This window comes from Pseudomonas eucalypticola, from assembly GCF_013374995.1.
Taxonomy (GTDB): Bacteria; Pseudomonadota; Gammaproteobacteria; order Pseudomonadales; family Pseudomonadaceae; genus Aquipseudomonas; species Aquipseudomonas eucalypticola.
Window position 1 is genome coordinate 5,988,483 of sequence record NZ_CP056030.1, and the last position, 17,045, is coordinate 6,005,527.

Consider the following 17,045-nt stretch of genomic DNA (forward strand, 5'->3'; position numbering starts at 1 on the left):
CGAGATGAGCGAATACTCCCTTTTCACCTCCGAGTCCGTGTCTGAAGGGCATCCGGACAAAATCGCCGACCAGATCTCTGATGCGGTCCTGGACGCCATCATTGCGCAAGACAAGTTTGCCCGCGTGGCGTGCGAAACCCTGGTGAAAACCGGCGTCGCCATCATCGCCGGCGAAGTGACCACTTCGGCCTGGGTCGACCTCGAAGACATCGTGCGCAAGGTCATCGTCGACATCGGCTACAACAGCTCCGATGTGGGTTTTGACGGCGCCACCTGCGCAGTGATGAACATCATCGGCAAGCAGTCGGTGGACATCGCCCAGGGCGTGGACCGCAGCAAGCCGGAAGACCAGGGTGCCGGTGACCAGGGCCTGATGTTCGGCTACGCCAGCAACGAAACCGACGTGTTGATGCCAGCGCCGATCTGTTTCTCGCACCGCCTGGTAGAGCGCCAGGCCGAAGCCCGCAAGGCCGGCACGCTGCCATGGCTGCGCCCGGACGCCAAGTCGCAGGTCACCTGCCAGTACGAAGGCGGCCGCGTGGTGGGCATCGACGCCATCGTGTTGTCGACCCAGCACAACCCGGACGTTTCCTACGCCGACCTGCGTGAAGGCGTGATGGAAGAGATCGTCAAGAAAGTGATCCCGGCCGAGTTGCTGCACAAGGGCACCCAGTTCCACATCAACCCGACCGGCAACTTCATCATCGGTGGCCCGGTAGGCGACTGCGGCCTGACCGGCCGCAAGATCATCGTCGACAGCTACGGCGGCATGGCCCGCCACGGCGGCGGCGCGTTCTCCGGCAAGGACCCGTCCAAGGTTGACCGTTCGGCTGCCTACGCCGGTCGTTACGTGGCCAAGAACATCGTCGCCGCCGGCCTGGCCGACCGTTGCGAGATCCAGGTGTCCTACGCCATCGGCGTGGCACAGCCCACATCGATCTCGATCAACACCTTCGGCACCGGCAAGATCAGCGACGACAAGATCGTCAAGCTGGTACGCGAGCACTTCGACCTGCGCCCGTACGCGATCACCACCATGCTCGACCTGCTGCACCCGATGTACCAGCGCACCGCGGCCTACGGCCACTTCGGCCGCACCCCGGAGCAAGTGACCGTGGGCGAAGATACCTTCACCACGTTCACCTGGGAACGCACCGACCGCGCCGACGCACTGCGCGCTGCTGCCGGGCTGTGAAGGGAAGCTGCAAGCAACGGCGGACGGTACTCGGTTTGTAGCTTGCAGCTTACAAAATAAAAAGCCTCGGCCAGGAAACTGGCCGGGGCTTTTTCGTTCCTATGCCCGCCCGCTCGCTGAGCGGGCGGCTTTTATTTTCAGACTTTTGAGGTTCCGATGCGCATTTCGCTGTTCGCCCCCGCCGCCGCCCTGCTGGGCCTTTTTGCCATCAACGCCCAGGCCGCCAACATGGCAACCATGGCCAATTCCCCCAACAGTCACGACACCCACAGCCAGCAACAACAGAAACACAAGGCGCCACAACCGGTGCACAAGAAAGTCGTGGTCAAGAAGGCACCGCCACACAAGCCCCTGGTTCATTCGACCCGCACCCAGCAAGAAGCGCCAAACCAGCGCTGATCCGGGCAATACGCGGTAACCACGCCGCCGCGCACCTGCAGCAAAGCTTTCCTAGGCTTGGGGTTCCCCCTGTGTCGCGCAAGGAAGCCGACGATGAACCCCACCCTCATGCTGCTGGGTGCCTTGCTGGCTCCGGCCTTGGCAACTGCCGAAAGTTGCCCGGACTGGAACCCTGCCCACGCCACGCTTCAGCTCACCGCCCTGCAGGCGCAACTTGCTGAATGGGATACGCAGTATCACCGCGACGGCATCTCCGCCATTGCCGATGAACTCTACGACCAGGCTCGCGTGAGGCTGGATCACTGGCAGCAGTGTTTTCCGGCCGCGGGCTCTGCCAATGCGCAACCGCTGGAGTCGGCGCGTGGCACCGTATCGCATCCCATTGCCCACACGGGCGTAGGCAAGCATGCCGAGCTGGCCACCGTCGCCGACTGGTTGCGGCACAAGGCCGATGTCTGGGTGCAACCCAAGGTCGATGGGGTCGCGGTGACGGTCGTCTACCGCCAAGGCAGGCTGCACCAGGTCATCAGCCGCGGCGATGGCGAGCAGGGCCATGACTGGACCGCCAATGCCCGTTCCATCCCAGCGGTACCCCAGGCGCTCCCCAAACCCGTGGACCTGATCCTGCAAGGTGAGCTGTATTGGCGTTATGACGGGCATGTCCAGGCCCGCGACGGCAGTGACAATGCACGCGGCAAGGTCGCCGGGCTGATGGCACGCAAGCAGCTAGACGTGGCCGATGGGGCCAACATCGGGTTGTTCGCGTGGGACTGGCCCGAAGGCCCACCCACCTTGCCGGAGCGCCTGGCAGGCCTGGCGGCCCTGGGTTTCGACCTGCCAACCCGATACAGCCAACCCATCATCGACGCCGACCAGGCGAGCCATTGGCGCAACCACTGGTACACCACGCCGCTGCCATTCGCCAGCGACGGCCTGATCCTGCGCCTGAGCCAACGGCCGCCGGCCAGTCGCTGGCAGGCCAGGGTGCCGTACTGGATTGCCGCCTGGAAATATCCCTATGCCCAGGCGCTGGCCCATGTGCGCGAGGTAACCTTCAGCATCGGCCGCAGCGGGCGCATAACCCCCGTGCTGGAACTGCACCCGGTACGTCTGGACGACCGCACGGTGAGACGCGTCAGTGTTGGCTCGCTGGAACGCTGGCGCGCACTGGACATCCTGCCCGGGGACCAGGTCGCCGTGCAGCTTGCCGGCCTTACCATACCGCGGCTGGGCGAGGTGGTATGGCGTAGCCCCGACAGGCAGCCCCTTGCAACCCCTGCCGCGGCGGACTACCACGCACTCAGCTGCTGGCGCCCCACCGAGGGTTGCGAGGCGCAGTTCCGCGCGCGCCTGACCTGGCTTGGCAGCAAACAGGGGCTGAACATGGCCCACGTGGGGGCCGCGACCTGGGAGCGCCTCATTCAGGCGGGAAAAGTCAACGATCTCGCCAGTTGGCTGCTGCTGGACGAACAGGCGCTGGCCGACGTGCCGCAACTGGGCATGCGCAGCCGCACCCGCCTCCTGGAAAGCTTTCAGGCAGCGCGCCGCCATGGCTTGCAGGCCTGGCTCAAAGCCCTGGGGGCACCTGCGGTTGGTCCGTTGAGCGCAGCACAGACGTGGGAGCAATTGGCTGCCCGCAGCCTTGAGCAATGGCAAGCGCAGCCCGGCATTGGCACGACACGGGCCACGCAGCTGTTCGAGTTCTTCCGGCACCCGGAGGTACTCGCTGTCGCCAATAGGCTCCGCACTGTAGGCATTGCAGGCTTTACTGGTTAAAAACTAGGAAACTTCTTACAGACTTTGGCTTCAATAAGCCGTTCAATAGGACAGTCCTTACACGGAGTCACCATGAAACCATTATCCATTCTGACGGTGCTGGCCCTTTGCGGCAGCCTGTGCGCGCCACTGATGGCCGCCGAAGCGCCGGAGGGCCTCAAGGGCTGCGCGGCTAAACAGCAAGCCATTCGCACCCAGATCGACCAGGCCAAGGCCCACGGCAACGCCGAGCAGCAGGCGGGCCTGGAGAAAGCCCTGGCCCAGACCCAGGCCAATTGCACCGACGCAGGCTTGCAGAAGGAGCGGGAAAACAAGGTGCTGGATGCGCGCCGCGAAGTAGCCCAACGCCAGGCAGACCTGGACAAGGCCATGAAGAAAGGCGACTCGGACAAGATCAACAAACGCAAGGACAAGCTCGCCGAGTCGCGCAAGGAACTGCAGCAGGCACTGGACGAGATGGACCAGTAACCGCGTCACTCAGTGATCGCGGAATTCCCGGTGGCAGGCCTTGCAGGCGTTTTCCACCTTCTGCATGGGCTTGTCCAGGTCCAGGTCCTTGAGCGGCTGAGCGCGGCTGGCCACCACCAACTCACCGGTGGCACCCTCCAGTGACCGCGCCAGCGCCTGAAACCGCGCCTGGCGCTCCCACACTTCAGGCTTGGCGCTAGTGTGGTCCTGCTCGCGCACCTGGGGAAAATGCTGCCAGGGCTGATGGGCCAGCCCATCGAGCTTCACGGCACTGGCGGCGAAGGTGGGCGCATCGAAGGCCAGGCGCCCCAGCAGCATGCCATTCATGTCTTCGCTGGTATGCAGCATTTGCTTGAAGATGGCCTTGCGCTTGCCCAACGGCGAGTCGGGGTCCACCCCACCGCAGGCACACAATACCATGCAGGCCAGCAGCACCACGCTCAGACGTTTCAAGCTCATGGCATTCCTGTCAGACGGACACGCAGAACAGGCTGACGACCAGCCCCAGGCCAACGAACCACACCAGCGAACGCAGCATAGCCCAATCCGCCAGGTAGCAGATGATGTACAGAAGCCGGCTGGTAATGAACAGCACGGCCAGCACGTCCATGGTCACCTGCTGAGCGTTGTGGCAGATATCGGCGATGATCACCGCCGCGGCGAACGCGGGGAATGCTTCGAAACTGTTCATCTGCGCCGAATGTGCACGCTTGGCAAACCCGTCGAGGTTGGCCAGAAATGCCCGCGGGTCGTGGTTCTGCCGAGCGCCGAACTGGCCACCGCTGAACTTGGCGATGCCCGTGCACACGAAGGGCAGCAGGATGGCGATCAATACACACCAGAATGCGACGGTCATGCTTGGTCCTTTTCATGGAATATCAAGGTTTGCTATTCAACCGTCCTTATCGAACGGTGTTCGTCTGCCGGCTATGGCAAAATCATGTATTAAGAAGTTTCCAGTCCGGACGAGTTATTCGAGACGCTGTAGAATACCGCTTACGTGCTTACCTATCGCCGCCGGAGCCACGATGCCAGAGTCTTGTCCACGCACTTGTGACAACCTTGTCTCACGCACATCTCACGCGGACGCCGCACAGCGGTTGCGGAACCTGGCGGAATACCTGGCGAACAACCCTGAGGAAGCGCGCGCTTTTCGGGTCAAAACCGGGGTTCACGACCAAAATGGCAAATTGACGCCCGCTTACCGCTAACCAATGTATAGGACACTCCCCTCCTTCGTCCTCGGCTTTCACGGCTGTGATCGCAAGGTAGGCGAAGCCGTTCTTGCGGGCCAACATTTACGGCCCAGCAATAACGACTACGACTGGCTTGGGCAAGGCATTTACTTCTGGGAAAACAGCCCCCACCGCGCACTCAGCTACGCCAAGAAGATGAAACGCTACCACCAACTGCCTAGCTACGAATCAGTTCGGTCGCCATTCTGGGAAGGCGAAGAACTTTACCAAGGTGCGCTTTTCAGACGTGAAACCCACGTGCAGATCTGCGTCCGCGACAGGCTCCGCATCAAAGGCTACTTTCGCCCCCTCAATGAGCAAGGCGGGCCTTTTCAACCATAAGCGATGCGTCCTCAAGCCGATAGTGCGGTCAATTGGCCGCACAATGAGCTGTGTCCCCTCCCGGTGCCCACTCGTCCTACCGGGTACATCGCGTGTAATTCACGCCCCACCGCCACACCACCATGGGAGCCCGGATGCTCGAATTAGTTGCCGCCTTCATCTGCCTTACCACCCTTCTCACCTACGTCAATTTCCGCTTCATCGGCCTGCCACCCACCATCGGTGTGATGGTTACGGCCCTGATGTTCTCCCTGTTGCTGCAAGGCTTGAGCGTGCTGGGCTATCCCGGCCTTGAAGCCCGCGTGCAGGGTCTGATCGGCCAGATCGATTTCGGCGACCTGCTGATGAACTGGATGCTGGCGTTCCTGCTGTTCGCCGGCGCCTTGCACGTCAACCTCAACGACCTGCGTAGCTACCGCTGGCCCATCGGCCTGCTGGCCACTTTCGGTGTATTGATGGCCACGCTGGTGATCGGCACCCTGGCGTTCTATATCTTCGGCATGTTCGGCTGGCATGTGAGTTTCCTCTACTGCCTGCTGTTCGGCGCGCTGATTTCGCCTACCGATCCCATCGCCGTGCTGGGCGTGCTGCGCACGGCCAATGCGTCGAAACCGCTGAAGACCACCATTGTCGGCGAGTCGCTATTCAACGACGGCACTGCCGTGGTGGTGTTCACCGTTCTGCTGGGCATCGCTCAGCAGGGGGAGACACCGTCAATCAGCGAAACCGCCATGCTGTTCGTTCACGAAGCCATCGGCGGCGTGCTGTTTGGCGCGCTGATCGGGTACGTGGTGTACCGCATGATCAAGAGCATCGAGCAATACCAGGTCGAGGTGATGCTGACCCTGGCGCTGGTGATCGGTGGTTCGGCGATGGCCTACGAACTGCACGTCTCGGCCCCCATCGCCATGGTCACCGCTGGCCTGATCATCGGCAACCTGGGCCGCAAGCTGGCCATGAACGACATGACCCGTCGCTACATGGACGGTTTCTGGGAATTGCTGGATGACATGCTCAACGCCTTGCTGTTCGCATTGATCGGCATGGAATTGTTGCTGTTGCCGTTCTCGTGGATGCACGTGGTGGCGTCCAGCTTGCTGGCGGTAGCGATACTTCTATCGCGGTTGCTGACCGTGGCCCCGGCGATCCTGCTGCTGCGCCGCTGGCGCAGCGTGCCGCGGGGCACCATCCGCATCCTGACCTGGGGTGGCTTGCGCGGCGGCGTATCGGTGGCCTTGGCACTGGCATTGCCGGTGGGCCCGGAACGTGACTTGCTGCTGAGCATCACCTACATCGTGGTGCTCTCGTCGATCCTGCTGCAGGGCCTGAGCATCGGCAAGCTGGTGAAAAGCGTGACCCGCGATGCGCCGCAAGAAGAAGCAGCGCACTGAAACCTGTGGGATCGGGCCTTGCCGCCCGGTCCCGCACACATCCGTTACTCGACCGATTCCGCGTCGAACTGGTCCTTGATGTACCTGATCTCGGTGCGACCATGGGGCGCGGGCAGCCCGTCCTCGCCCAGGTTGACGAACACCATCTTGTCGACCGTGAGGATGCTCTTGCGGGTGATCTTGTTACGCACTTCACACGTAAGGGTGATGGAGGTGCGGCCAAACTCGGTGGCCGTGATGCCCAGTTCGATGATGTCTCCCTGGCGCGAGGCGCTGACGAAATTGATCTCCGAAATGTACTTGGTGACCACCCGCTGGTTACCCAGCTGGACGATGGCGTAGATCGCTGCCTCTTCGTCGATCCAGCGCAACAGGCTGCCACCGAACAGGGTGCCGTTGGGGTTGAGGTCTTCGGGTTTTACCCATTTGCGGGTGTGGAAGTTCATGCTCGCTCCTGACCGTCTTGCCGTTGATGCCGCCATCATCGCAGACCTTAGCCGCCGCCTCCATTGGACTATCGCTATGGGCTCGATAAACCTTCGAGCGGTTATCAGCAGAAAGCCTTGGGCAGCGCCGCCTTCCTCTATATAATCGCTGCGTTCGATTACAACGGCCCGTCTTTCCCGGCCGTTCCCGCCACCTGTCCGAGGGGCGCTGCAGCAGGGATACCTGTCAGGCTCGGATGGGGCGTTGCCCGCACGGTTGGTCCGTACGGGCTCTAAACGCACAACGGCGCCCATTCGCACTTTACGAATGGAGGCTCTTCATGAGCGCTGTACACACGCCTGCAGGTTTCACCGATTTCAAGGTCGCCGACATCTCCCTGGCCGCCTGGGGCCGTCGCGAGACCATCATCGCCGAATCGGAAATGCCTGCACTGATGGGCCTGCGCCGCAAGTATGCCGGTGAGCAACCGCTCAAGGGCGCGAAGATCCTGGGCTGCATCCACATGACCATCCAGACCGCCGTGCTGATCGAAACCCTGGTTGCCCTGGGTGCCGAAGTGCGCTGGTCGTCGTGCAACATCTTCTCCACCCAGGACCAGGCCGCTGCCGCCATCGCTGCTGCCGGCATTCCTGTGTTCGCCTGGAAAGGCGAGACCGAGGAAGAGTACGAGTGGTGCATCGAGCAGACCATCCTCAAGGATGGCCAGCCTTGGGACGCCAACATGATTCTGGACGACGGCGGCGACCTGACCGAAATCCTGCACAAGAAATACCCGGCCATGCTGGAGCGCATCCACGGCGTGACCGAGGAAACCACCACTGGCGTTCACCGCCTGCTGGACATGCTGGCCAAGGGCGAACTGAAGATCCCGGCCATCAACGTCAACGACTCGGTGACCAAGAGCAAGAACGACAACAAGTACGGCTGCCGTCACAGCCTGAACGACGCCATCAAGCGCGGCACCGACCACCTGCTGTCGGGCAAGCAAGCCCTGGTGATCGGCTACGGCGACGTGGGCAAGGGCTCGGCTCAGTCCCTGCGTCAGGAAGGCATGATCGTCAAGGTCACCGAAGTCGACCCGATCTGCGCCATGCAAGCCTGCATGGACGGTTTCGAACTGGTTTCGCCGTTCATCAACGGTGAGAACGACGGCACCGAAGCCAGCATCGACAAGGCCCTGCTGGGCAAGATCGACCTGATCGTCACCACTACCGGTAACGTCAACGTCTGCGACGCCAACATGCTCAAGGCGCTGAAGAAGCGTGCCGTTGTCTGCAACATCGGTCACTTCGACAACGAAATCGACACCGCTTTCATGCGCAAGAACTGGGCATGGGAAGAAGTGAAGCCACAGGTACACAAGATCCACCGTACCGGCCCGGGTGCTTTTGACGCACAGAACGACGACTACCTGATCCTGCTGGCCGAAGGCCGCCTGGTGAACCTGGGTAACGCCACTGGCCACCCAAGCCGCATCATGGACGGTTCGTTCGCCAACCAGGTCCTGGCCCAGATCTTCCTGTTCGAGCAGAAGTACGCCGACCTGTCGCCCGCGCAGAAAGCCGAGCGCCTGACCGTCGAAGTACTGCCAAAGAAACTCGACGAAGAAGTGGCCCTGGAAATGGTTCGCGGCTTCGGCGGCGTGGTCACCAAACTGACCAAGCAGCAGGCCGACTACATCGGCGTGACCGTCGACGGCCCGTTCAAGCCACACGCTTACCGCTACTAAGCAGCGGCACGTTGTGAGCTGCAAGCTGCAAGTAGAAGCACGACCGTGCTGACCTGCTTGCAGCTTTTTGTCTTCGCGAAATTTGCTCCCTGATAGCGCTGAAGCTTTTGCAAGACCTGCAGGCGGACCCAGTCCTCCTTGCAGCTTGCCGCTAGAAGCTTGCAGCTGAGGAACAACCATGTCCCAGGAACGCCGCTTCAGCTTCGAGTTCTTCCCGACCAAGACCGACGCTGGGCATGAAAAACTGCTGAACGTGGCCCGCCAGCTGGCTGGCTACAACCCCGATTTCTTCTCCTGTACCTACGGTGCCGGGGGCTCTACCCGCGACCGCACGCTCAACACCGTGCTGCAGCTGGAAAACGAAGTGAAGGTGCCTGCCGCCCCGCACCTGTCGTGCGTTGGTGACAGCAAGGCCGACCTGCGCGCCCTGCTCGCGCAGTACAAGGATGCCGGCATCAAGCGCATCGTCGCCCTTCGCGGCGACCTGCCCTCTGGCATGGGCATGGCCAGCGGCGAGCTGCGCCACGCCAATGACCTGGTCGAGTTCATTCGCGCCGAAAGCGGCGACCACTTCCATATCGAAGTAGCCGCCTACCCGGAAATGCACCCCCAGGCGCACAACTTCGAAGACGACATCAAGAACTTCGTGCGCAAGGCCAATGCCGGCGCCGACAGCGCCATCACCCAGTATTTCTTCAACGCAGACAGCTATTTCCATTTCGTCGAACGCGTGCAGAAAGCCGGCGTGGACATCCCGATCGTGCCGGGCATCATGCCGATCACCAACTACAGCAAGCTGGCACGCTTCTCCGATGCCTGTGGCGCGGAGATCCCGCGTTGGATCCGCAAGCAGCTTGAAGCCTACGCGGACGATGTCACCAGCATCCAGCGTTTCGGCGAGCAGGTGATCACGCAGATGTGCGAGCAACTGCTGGAAGGCGGGGCCCCGGGGCTGCACTTCTATACGCTGAACCAGGCGGAACCGAGCCTGGCGGTGTGGAACAACCTGAAATTGCCCCGCTAGTCAAAACGCAGGGGGAAATTCAGCAAGGCCTTGGTAAAGTACCAAGGCCTTTTTTATTTCCACATTGCTTCAAGGACGACACACGCCATGCCGACTGTTACCGCGGTGCGCCCGCAGTTGGTTTACCTGGTGTTCGGTGCAGACACCTATCACCAGGAAGCTATCTTCAGTATCGCCAGCGCCATCGCTCACCTGGGCGCGGCTGGTGAGATGCCGCTCGATATCCAGGTGTTCACCGATAACCCGCAGCCCTACGCACGGTTGCCGGTGCGGGTGCGGCCGTTCGGCCAAGACACCCGGCGGGCCTGGAGCCAGCCGCACGGCTACCACTTTCGCACCAAACATGTGGCGTTGCGTGAAGTGCTGCGCGACTCGCCCCTGGCCATGCTTGTCGACACCGACACCTTCTTCCGCGAGTCGCCGCTGGCGCTGTTCGCCCGCATCCAGCCCGGCACGCTGCTGTGCAATGCCTTCAGCATGCAATACCGCGACGGATCCGACTCGCCGCTGTATTACGAACTGGCCGAAGAGCTGAAGGCCCAGGGCATGGCCGATGACGATATGTGGCTGGTCAATTCAGGAGTCATAGGCCTCTTCCAGGGCGATGCACAGGTGCTCGACCGCTCCATCGAGTTGATGGACCGTTACTACCCGCGCACGCCCACCGCCTATAACCTGGAAGAATTCTGCCTGGCCCTCGCGACCTACAAGCAGTATCCCGTGCACCAATGCAGCGACCTGATTCACCATTACTGGAGCCGCAAACTGCTGATACGCGCCAAAGTGCAGGCCTGGGTAAGCAAGCATCACGAACAGCCCCTGGCGGCCCAAGCACTGGCCGACGTGCGCCTGGTGAGCAGCCACGTGCCTCGCCCCCCGGCTGTGCAACGCCTGGCCTACAAGGCGGTCACCCTGGCGCTACCGCGCGAACAGCGTCAGTTCATGCGTGAAATTCTCTACGGCTGCTACGAGCACCCCAATGAATTCGACCGTGCCTGTGCCCCCGTATGGTGGGACAAGGCCCGGCAGAACCTGCAAGAGCGCCAGCATGCGCCCGTGCAAGCCGAACAACTGCAGCGCTGGCTGGGCTCCACGGTCGGTCGGCTGATCCTGGGCAAGCGCCGCGACGCCATTTATCAGCACTTGATCGCGAACCCGGCGAACTGATGCGTTGCCAAGCCATCGGGCTGCATCGTACTCTGCCGCCATGCCCGCTTTCCTATCTCTGCTGACAGCCATGTTCCTGACTTGCCTGAGCCTGAGCGCCCAGGGCGAGAGGCTACGCATTGTCACCGACGCCTGGGCGCCCTATGCCTACCAGCAGGATGGCCAGGGCAAAGGAATCGACTACGAAGTGGCGACCCGGGTATTCGAGCGGCTGGGGGTGGATATAGAGTGGCAATTCCTGCCGTGGAAGCGGTGCCTGGCCATGCTCGACCAGGGTGAAGCCGACGGTGTGCTGGATATCTTCCGCACCCCGGAACGCGAAGCGAAATTGCTGTTCCCCGATGAACCCTTGTCCGACACCCAATTCGTGCTGTTCCAGGCCACGTCCCGCCCCCATGTGGCCAACAGCCTGGCCGACCTGGCCGGGCTCACCATCGGAACTTCGGCCGGCTACAACTACGGCGATGCGTTCATGCAAGCCAGCGACTTCATCCGCGAAGCAGCCGCCAGCCAGGAAGCCAATTTCGGCAAGCTGGTGCGCAGCCGCGTGGACCTGGTCATCACCGACCGCCGGGTGGGCCAGTTCACCCTGGAATCAATGGGCTTGCAGGACCAGGTCAGCGCCTTGCCCCTGGTGATCGACCGCCAGCCTCAATACCTGGCGGTACGCCGTGGCGCCGGCATGGACCAACTGGCGTTGCGCTTTGCCATCGAGCTGCGACGCTTCAAGCACGAGCCCGCCTACACGGAACTCACCACCCGCTATGCCACAGCTTCTTCGGCGAATAAAACCGTTGAGCAGCATGAAAGCAGCGCGCTGTGATTGCTCTGTTATACTCCGACCTTCCCGCCAGGCTTACGCCCGGACGCCCGGCCTTGCAAAAGGCACCCCGACCCGCTCGACTGCCCGGCTCACGCCCGCTCAGCGAGGTCCGGATGCGCATTGAAGGCCCGGCAGGACCGGACGCGATAGTGCCCCCATGCACCCGTCGCGCCAGGCAAGATTCCCATTGGGCAAAGCCCTCACTAGAACAGGATTACTCATGTCCTTTGCTTCCCTCGGTCTCTCCGAGGCTTTAGTCCGCGCCATCGAGGCGGCGGGCTATACCCAGCCTACTCCGGTGCAACAGCGGGCTATTCCCGCCGTGTTGCAAGGTCGTGACCTGATGGTCGCGGCACAGACAGGTACTGGTAAAACCGGTGGTTTCGCCCTTCCGATCCTGGAGCGGCTGTTCCCCAACGGTCACCCGGACAAATCCCAGCGTCACGGCCCGCGCCAGCCGCGCGTGCTGGTATTGACGCCCACCCGCGAGCTCGCGGCCCAGGTGCACGACAGCTTCAAGATCTACGCCCGTGACCTGAAGTTCGTCAGCGCCTGTATCTTCGGCGGCGTCGGCATGAACCCGCAGGTGCAGGCCATGGCTCGCGGCGTCGACGTACTGGTGGCCTGCCCGGGCCGCCTGCTCGACCTGTGCGGCCAGGGCAGCGTCGACCTCTCGCACGTGGAAATCCTCGTGCTGGACGAAGCCGACCGCATGCTCGACATGGGCTTCGTCCATGACGTCAAGAAGGTCCTGGCACGCCTGCCAGCCAAGCGCCAGAACCTGTTGTTCTCGGCCACCTTCTCCAAGGACATCACCGACCTTGCCGGCAAGTTGCTGCACAACCCCGAGCGCATCGAAGTCACCCCACCCAACACCACGGTGGAGCGTATCGAGCAACGGGTCTACCGCCTGCCTGCCGCCCACAAGCGTTCGCTGCTGGCGCACCTGATCACCCTGGGTGCCTGGGAACAGGTGCTGGTGTTCACGCGCACCAAGCATGGCGCCAACCGCCTGGCCGAGTACCTGGAAAAACACGGCCTGAGCGCCGTCGCCATCCACGGCAACAAGAGCCAGAACGCTCGCACCAAAGCCCTGGCCGACTTCAAGGCCGGCGCCGTGCGCATCATGGTTGCCACCGACATCGCCGCCCGCGGCCTGGACATCGACCAGTTGCCCCACGTGGTCAACTTCGAACTGCCCAACGTCGATGAAGACTACGTGCACCGTATCGGCCGCACCGGCCGTGCCGGGCGTAGCGGCGAGGCCATCTCGCTGGTCGCCCCGGACGAGGAAAAGCTGCTCAAGAGCATTGAGCGCATGACCAAGCAGAAGATCCCGGACGGCGACCTGATGGGCTTTGACATCAATGCCGTGGAAGCCGAGAAGCCCGAGGTGCGCGAGCGCCCTCAGGCCAACACCCCACGCAATGGTCGTGGCCAGCGCGGTGACGGTGCCAATGCCGCTGGCGGCCGCAAGGACAAAGGTAAGGACAAAGGCAAGGAGAAGCAGCGCCCAGCCGCTGCACAAGGCAAGGAGCAAGGCAAGGAAAAGCCCGCCGGGGCGCGTTCTGAACGCCAACCCCGTGACCAGAAGCCGCGTCAGGCCCAGCCCACTCCAAAGCCGCCGGTAGCCCCTGCCGATCGCGCGCCGGACGAGTTCCTGGATGACGAAGTGGACAACTTTGGTAACCGCGCCGACTACGTCAGCCCTTACCAGAACAAGAACCAGGGCCGTAACCGTCGCCCAGGTGCTCCCGCACCGGCAGGCGGCGCAGCCCCGGCACCACGCCAGGGCCGCCAGAACGGCCCGCGCAGCAACGCCCCAGCGGGTGAGAAACGCAGCAACGGCCCGCGCAGCAATGGTGGCGGTGGCCGTGATGGCCAACCGCGTCGCGACAACAACGGCGGCGGCCGCAACCGTCGCCCAGCCCGCGACGAGCAGCCTCGTCAGGAACCTGCCGTGAGCAACTCGCGTCAGCCGCAGAACCAGCCGCGCATCGTGCACAAGGAATCGAAGATCGACCGTTTCCCCACCGCCGAGCAGCTGGAACAGCTGGAATCGCTGCCTAGCCGTCGCAACGGTGAAAAACCAGCGCTGCTGACGCGCAACCGCGAGGGCTGATTCGCCCCAACGGCCCGCATAAAAAAACCGCAGCCATCGGCTGCGGTTTTTTTGTGCCCGAAGAAATTACTTCTTCTGCACACCCTCGAATGTGATGTCCAGGGTCAGGGTGTCGGACTGCGGGCCCAGGTCCATCATCTTGCCGAAATCAGAACGCTTGATGGTGGTGGTGCCTTCAAAGCCGGCACGGTAGCCGCCCCATGGGTCTTTGCCTTCACCCAGGAACACGGTCTTGACCACGACAGGCTTGGTCACGCCGTGCAGGGTCAGGTCACCGGTCACGTCGGCAGTCAGCTTGCCATCAGCATTCTTGCCGGTTGGCTTGACGCTGGTGGACACGAAGGTCGCGGTCGGGTACTTGTCGGTTTCCAGGAAGTCCTTGCTCTGGATGTGCTTGTCACGCTCAGCGTGGTTGGTGTCCACGCTCTTGGTGTTCAGGGTGATGCTGATCTTGCTGTCTTCAGGCTTGGCGGCGTCGAAGCTGAAGGTACCGGTCCAGTCCTTGAACGTACCGTAGATGAAGCTGTAGCCCAGGTGGCTGATCTTGAAGTTGATGAAAGCGTGATTGCCTTCCTTGTCGATGGTGTAGTCAGCGGCCATGGCCTGGCCGGCCGTCAGCAGTGCGGTACCCAGAGCCAGTGCGGCCAGTGTCTTCTTCAACATGTGCAATATTCCTTGATTTGAGTTGAGGTTCAGGCTTTGCGTCCCAGCATGCGTACCAGGGTCGCGTCACGGTCGATAAAGTGGTGCTTGAAAGCGGCCAAGCCATGGAGTACGGAAAAGACCACCAGGATCCAGGCCAGGTAAAGGTGCACGTCGCCCGCGGTTTCCGCCTGGTTGGGCAGGCCGCTGACCAGCGCGGGTACTTCGAACAGACCGAACACCGGAATCCCCACGCCATCCGCGGTGGAAATCAGGTACCCGGCAACCATCACCAGGAACAGGTCCAGGTAAAGGAAAGCATGACCCAGTTTTGCTGCGATACGCGTCAACCGGCCCTGGGTAGGTGGTGGCGGCGGCGGTGGGCTGATGAAGCGCCAGACCACGCGCAACACCATGAAGAAGAACAGCGTCAGGCCAATGCTTTTATGCAGGTCGGGCCCAGCCTTGCGCCATGGGTCGTAGTAACCCAGGTCGACCATCCACAGGCCCAGGGCGAACAATCCAAATACCGCCAGCGCCACACCCCAGTGCAGAAAGATGCTGACCCAGCCGTAGCGGGAAGTAGAGTTGCGTAGCTGCATCACGGTCACCCTGTAATTTCTGAGACAAGACTAGCTTTTTATCTATCGAATTAAAGCGAAAAATTTTGCTTTGAAATATCGAGATACACGATGAAAGACAATAAAAGTAAAGCATTAACGGGGCGTTAAGTGTCGGCGCCGGCATGCCATGAGGTTGCCCCCGAGCCGGGCATTGCATAGGCTTGCGCGATTGTTTGCCGAGCATGGCGACCACGCCGCTGCCAGGAGAGAGAAAATGGGCCTCAACAACCAGTGGATGCAACGCGACCTTGCGGTCCTGTGGCACCCCTGCACCCAAATGAAAGACCACGAGCAACTGCCGCTGATCCCCATCAAACGCGGCGAGGGCGTCTGGCTCGAAGACTTCGAAGGCAAGCGCTACCTGGACGCCGTCAGCTCGTGGTGGGTGAATGTGTTCGGGCATGCCAACCCGCGTATCAACCAGCGAATCAAGGACCAGGTCGACCAGTTGGAGCACGTGATCCTCGCCGGCTTCAGCCACCAGCCGGTGATCGAGTTGTCCGAGCGCCTGGTCAAGATGACCCCTGAAGGCCTGAACCGAGTGTTCTACGCCGATAACGGGTCGTCCTGCATCGAAGTCGCGCTGAAGATGAGCTTCCACTACTGGGTCAACCGCGGGCAGCCGAACAAGAAGCGCTTTGTCACCCTGACCAACAGCTACCACGGCGAAACCATCGCCGCGATGGCCGTGGGCGACGTGCCGCTGTTCACCGAGACCTACAAGGCGCTGCTGCTGGACACCCTCAAGGTGCCAAGCCCGGACTGCTACCTGCGGCCCGAGGGCATGAGCTGGGAAGAACATTCGCGGCACATGTTCCAGGCCATGGAGCAGACCCTGGCGGATAACCATGACAGCGTCGCCGCCGTTATCGTCGAGCCGCTGATCCAAGGCGCCGGCGGGATGCGCATGTACCACCCGGTGTACCTCAAGCTGCTGCGCGAGGCCTGCGACCGCTACAACGTACACCTGATCCACGACGAGATCGCCGTGGGCTTCGGCCGTACCGGTACCATGTTCGCGTGCGAGCAGGCCGGCATTCGCCCTGACTTCCTGTGCCTGTCCAAGGCCCTGACCGGCGGCTACCTGCCCCTGGCCGCGTGCCTGACCACCGACGACGTGTACAGCGCCTTCTACGACGACTACCCCACCCTGCGCGCCTTCCTGCACTCGCACAGCTACACCGGCAACCCACTGGCATGTGCAGCGGCCCTGGCCACGCTGGACATCTTCGAACAGGACAACGTCATCGAGCACAACAAGGCCCTGGCTGCGCGCATGGCCACCGCCACGGCACACCTGGCCGACCACGCCCACGTCTCGGAGATTCGCCAGACCGGTATGGTACTGGCCATTGAAATGGTCCAGGACAAGGCCAGCAAAACCGCCTACCCCTGGCAGGAACGCCGCGGCCTGCAGGTGTTCAACCATGCCCTGACCCGCGGTGCCTTGCTGCGCCCCCTGGGGAGCGTGGTGTACTTCCTGCCGCCCTACATCATTACCCCGGAACAGATCGACTTCCTTGCCGAAGTGGCCAGTGAGGGCATCGACATCGCCACCCGCACCAGCGTCAGCGTGGCCGTGCCGAGCGACTTCCACCCCGACTTCCGCGACCCGGGCTAGTAGCCCGATGCCCGGCCCCACCATCAGATTCGAGACACCCC

At 62.2% G+C, this 17,045-nt stretch carries 16 protein-coding genes and 1 riboswitch; of the genes, 11 read left to right on the forward strand and 5 right to left on the reverse strand.

Annotated features, from left to right (window positions below):
- Positions 1-4: 4 nt before the first annotated feature.
- The 4 genes from metK to HWQ56_RS26890 all read left to right on the forward strand — a co-directional run bounded on the left by metK (position 5) and on the right by HWQ56_RS26890 (position 3,838).
- Positions 5-1,195, forward strand: coding sequence for a methionine adenosyltransferase (gene metK, locus HWQ56_RS26875; RefSeq protein ID WP_158152922.1), 1,191 nt, complete (start codon positions 5-7; stop codon positions 1,193-1,195).
- Positions 1,196-1,351: 156 nt separating this feature from the next.
- Complete coding sequence (locus HWQ56_RS26880; protein ID WP_176572155.1) at positions 1,352-1,594, forward strand: hypothetical protein; 243 nt, start codon at positions 1,352-1,354, stop codon at positions 1,592-1,594.
- Positions 1,595-1,687: 93 nt separating this feature from the next.
- On the forward strand, positions 1,688-3,370 hold the full coding sequence (gene ligB, locus HWQ56_RS26885) for an NAD-dependent DNA ligase LigB (RefSeq protein ID WP_176572156.1): 1,683 nt from the start codon (positions 1,688-1,690) through the stop codon (positions 3,368-3,370).
- Between the two features lie 72 nt (positions 3,371-3,442).
- On the forward strand, positions 3,443-3,838 hold the full coding sequence (locus tag HWQ56_RS26890) for a DUF1090 domain-containing protein (RefSeq protein ID WP_158152925.1): 396 nt from the start codon (positions 3,443-3,445) through the stop codon (positions 3,836-3,838).
- A 9-nt stretch (positions 3,839-3,847) separates the two neighbouring features.
- Here the strand turns inward: HWQ56_RS26890 and HWQ56_RS26895 are convergent, their stop codons facing one another.
- Both HWQ56_RS26895 and HWQ56_RS26900 read right to left on the reverse strand, forming a co-directional pair.
- Positions 3,848-4,297, reverse strand: coding sequence for a c-type cytochrome (locus HWQ56_RS26895; RefSeq protein WP_176572157.1), 450 nt, complete (start codon positions 4,295-4,297; stop codon positions 3,848-3,850).
- A gap of 10 nt (positions 4,298-4,307) precedes the next feature.
- Entirely contained in the window at positions 4,308-4,694 is a 387-nt protein-coding gene (locus tag HWQ56_RS26900) for an MAPEG family protein (RefSeq protein ID WP_158152927.1), read from the reverse strand.
- 855 nt (positions 4,695-5,549) lie between these two features.
- Between HWQ56_RS26900 and HWQ56_RS26905 the strand changes: the two genes are divergently transcribed.
- Positions 5,550-6,806, forward strand: a complete 1,257-nt coding sequence (locus HWQ56_RS26905; RefSeq protein ID WP_176572158.1) for a cation:proton antiporter — start codon at positions 5,550-5,552, stop codon at positions 6,804-6,806.
- Between the two features lie 44 nt (positions 6,807-6,850).
- On the opposite strand, the gene HWQ56_RS26910 is transcribed toward HWQ56_RS26905, so the two are convergent.
- Positions 6,851-7,252 (reverse strand): acyl-CoA thioesterase, encoded by a 402-nt coding sequence (locus HWQ56_RS26910; protein ID WP_158152929.1) that lies wholly within the window; start codon positions 7,250-7,252, stop codon positions 6,851-6,853.
- 194 nt (positions 7,253-7,446) lie between these two features.
- Positions 7,447-7,551: riboswitch (S-adenosyl-L-homocysteine riboswitch) on the forward strand.
- Positions 7,552-7,572: 21 nt separating this feature from the next.
- On the opposite strand from HWQ56_RS26910, the gene ahcY reads away from it, so the two are divergent.
- The 5 genes from ahcY (at position 7,573) to rhlE2 (ending at position 14,118) form a co-directional block, all read left to right on the forward strand.
- Entirely contained in the window at positions 7,573-8,982 is a 1,410-nt protein-coding gene (gene ahcY, locus HWQ56_RS26915) for an adenosylhomocysteinase (protein ID WP_158152930.1), read from the forward strand.
- A gap of 178 nt (positions 8,983-9,160) precedes the next feature.
- A complete protein-coding gene (gene metF, locus HWQ56_RS26920) occupies positions 9,161-10,006 on the forward strand; it encodes a methylenetetrahydrofolate reductase [NAD(P)H] (protein WP_158152931.1) in 846 nt (281 codons plus the stop codon).
- 87 nt (positions 10,007-10,093) lie between these two features.
- A complete protein-coding gene (locus HWQ56_RS26925; protein ID WP_158152932.1) occupies positions 10,094-11,173 on the forward strand; it encodes a hypothetical protein in 1,080 nt (359 codons plus the stop codon).
- Between the two features lie 40 nt (positions 11,174-11,213).
- Entirely contained in the window at positions 11,214-11,996 is a 783-nt protein-coding gene (locus HWQ56_RS26930; RefSeq protein ID WP_158152933.1) for a substrate-binding periplasmic protein, read from the forward strand.
- Positions 11,997-12,216: 220 nt separating this feature from the next.
- Positions 12,217-14,118, forward strand: coding sequence for an RNA helicase RhlE2 (rhlE2, locus tag HWQ56_RS26935; protein WP_158152934.1), 1,902 nt, complete (start codon positions 12,217-12,219; stop codon positions 14,116-14,118).
- A gap of 66 nt (positions 14,119-14,184) precedes the next feature.
- Here the strand turns inward: rhlE2 and HWQ56_RS26940 are convergent, their stop codons facing one another.
- Complete coding sequence (locus tag HWQ56_RS26940) at positions 14,185-14,781, reverse strand: YceI family protein (RefSeq protein WP_158152935.1); 597 nt, start codon at positions 14,779-14,781, stop codon at positions 14,185-14,187.
- 29 nt (positions 14,782-14,810) lie between these two features.
- A complete protein-coding gene (locus HWQ56_RS26945) occupies positions 14,811-15,362 on the reverse strand; it encodes a cytochrome b (RefSeq protein WP_158152936.1) in 552 nt (183 codons plus the stop codon).
- Positions 15,363-15,597: 235 nt separating this feature from the next.
- Between HWQ56_RS26945 and HWQ56_RS26950 the strand changes: the two genes are divergently transcribed.
- Positions 15,598-17,004 (forward strand): adenosylmethionine--8-amino-7-oxononanoate transaminase, encoded by a 1,407-nt coding sequence (locus HWQ56_RS26950; protein WP_176572159.1) that lies wholly within the window; start codon positions 15,598-15,600, stop codon positions 17,002-17,004.
- Positions 17,005-17,045 lie beyond the last annotated feature (41 nt).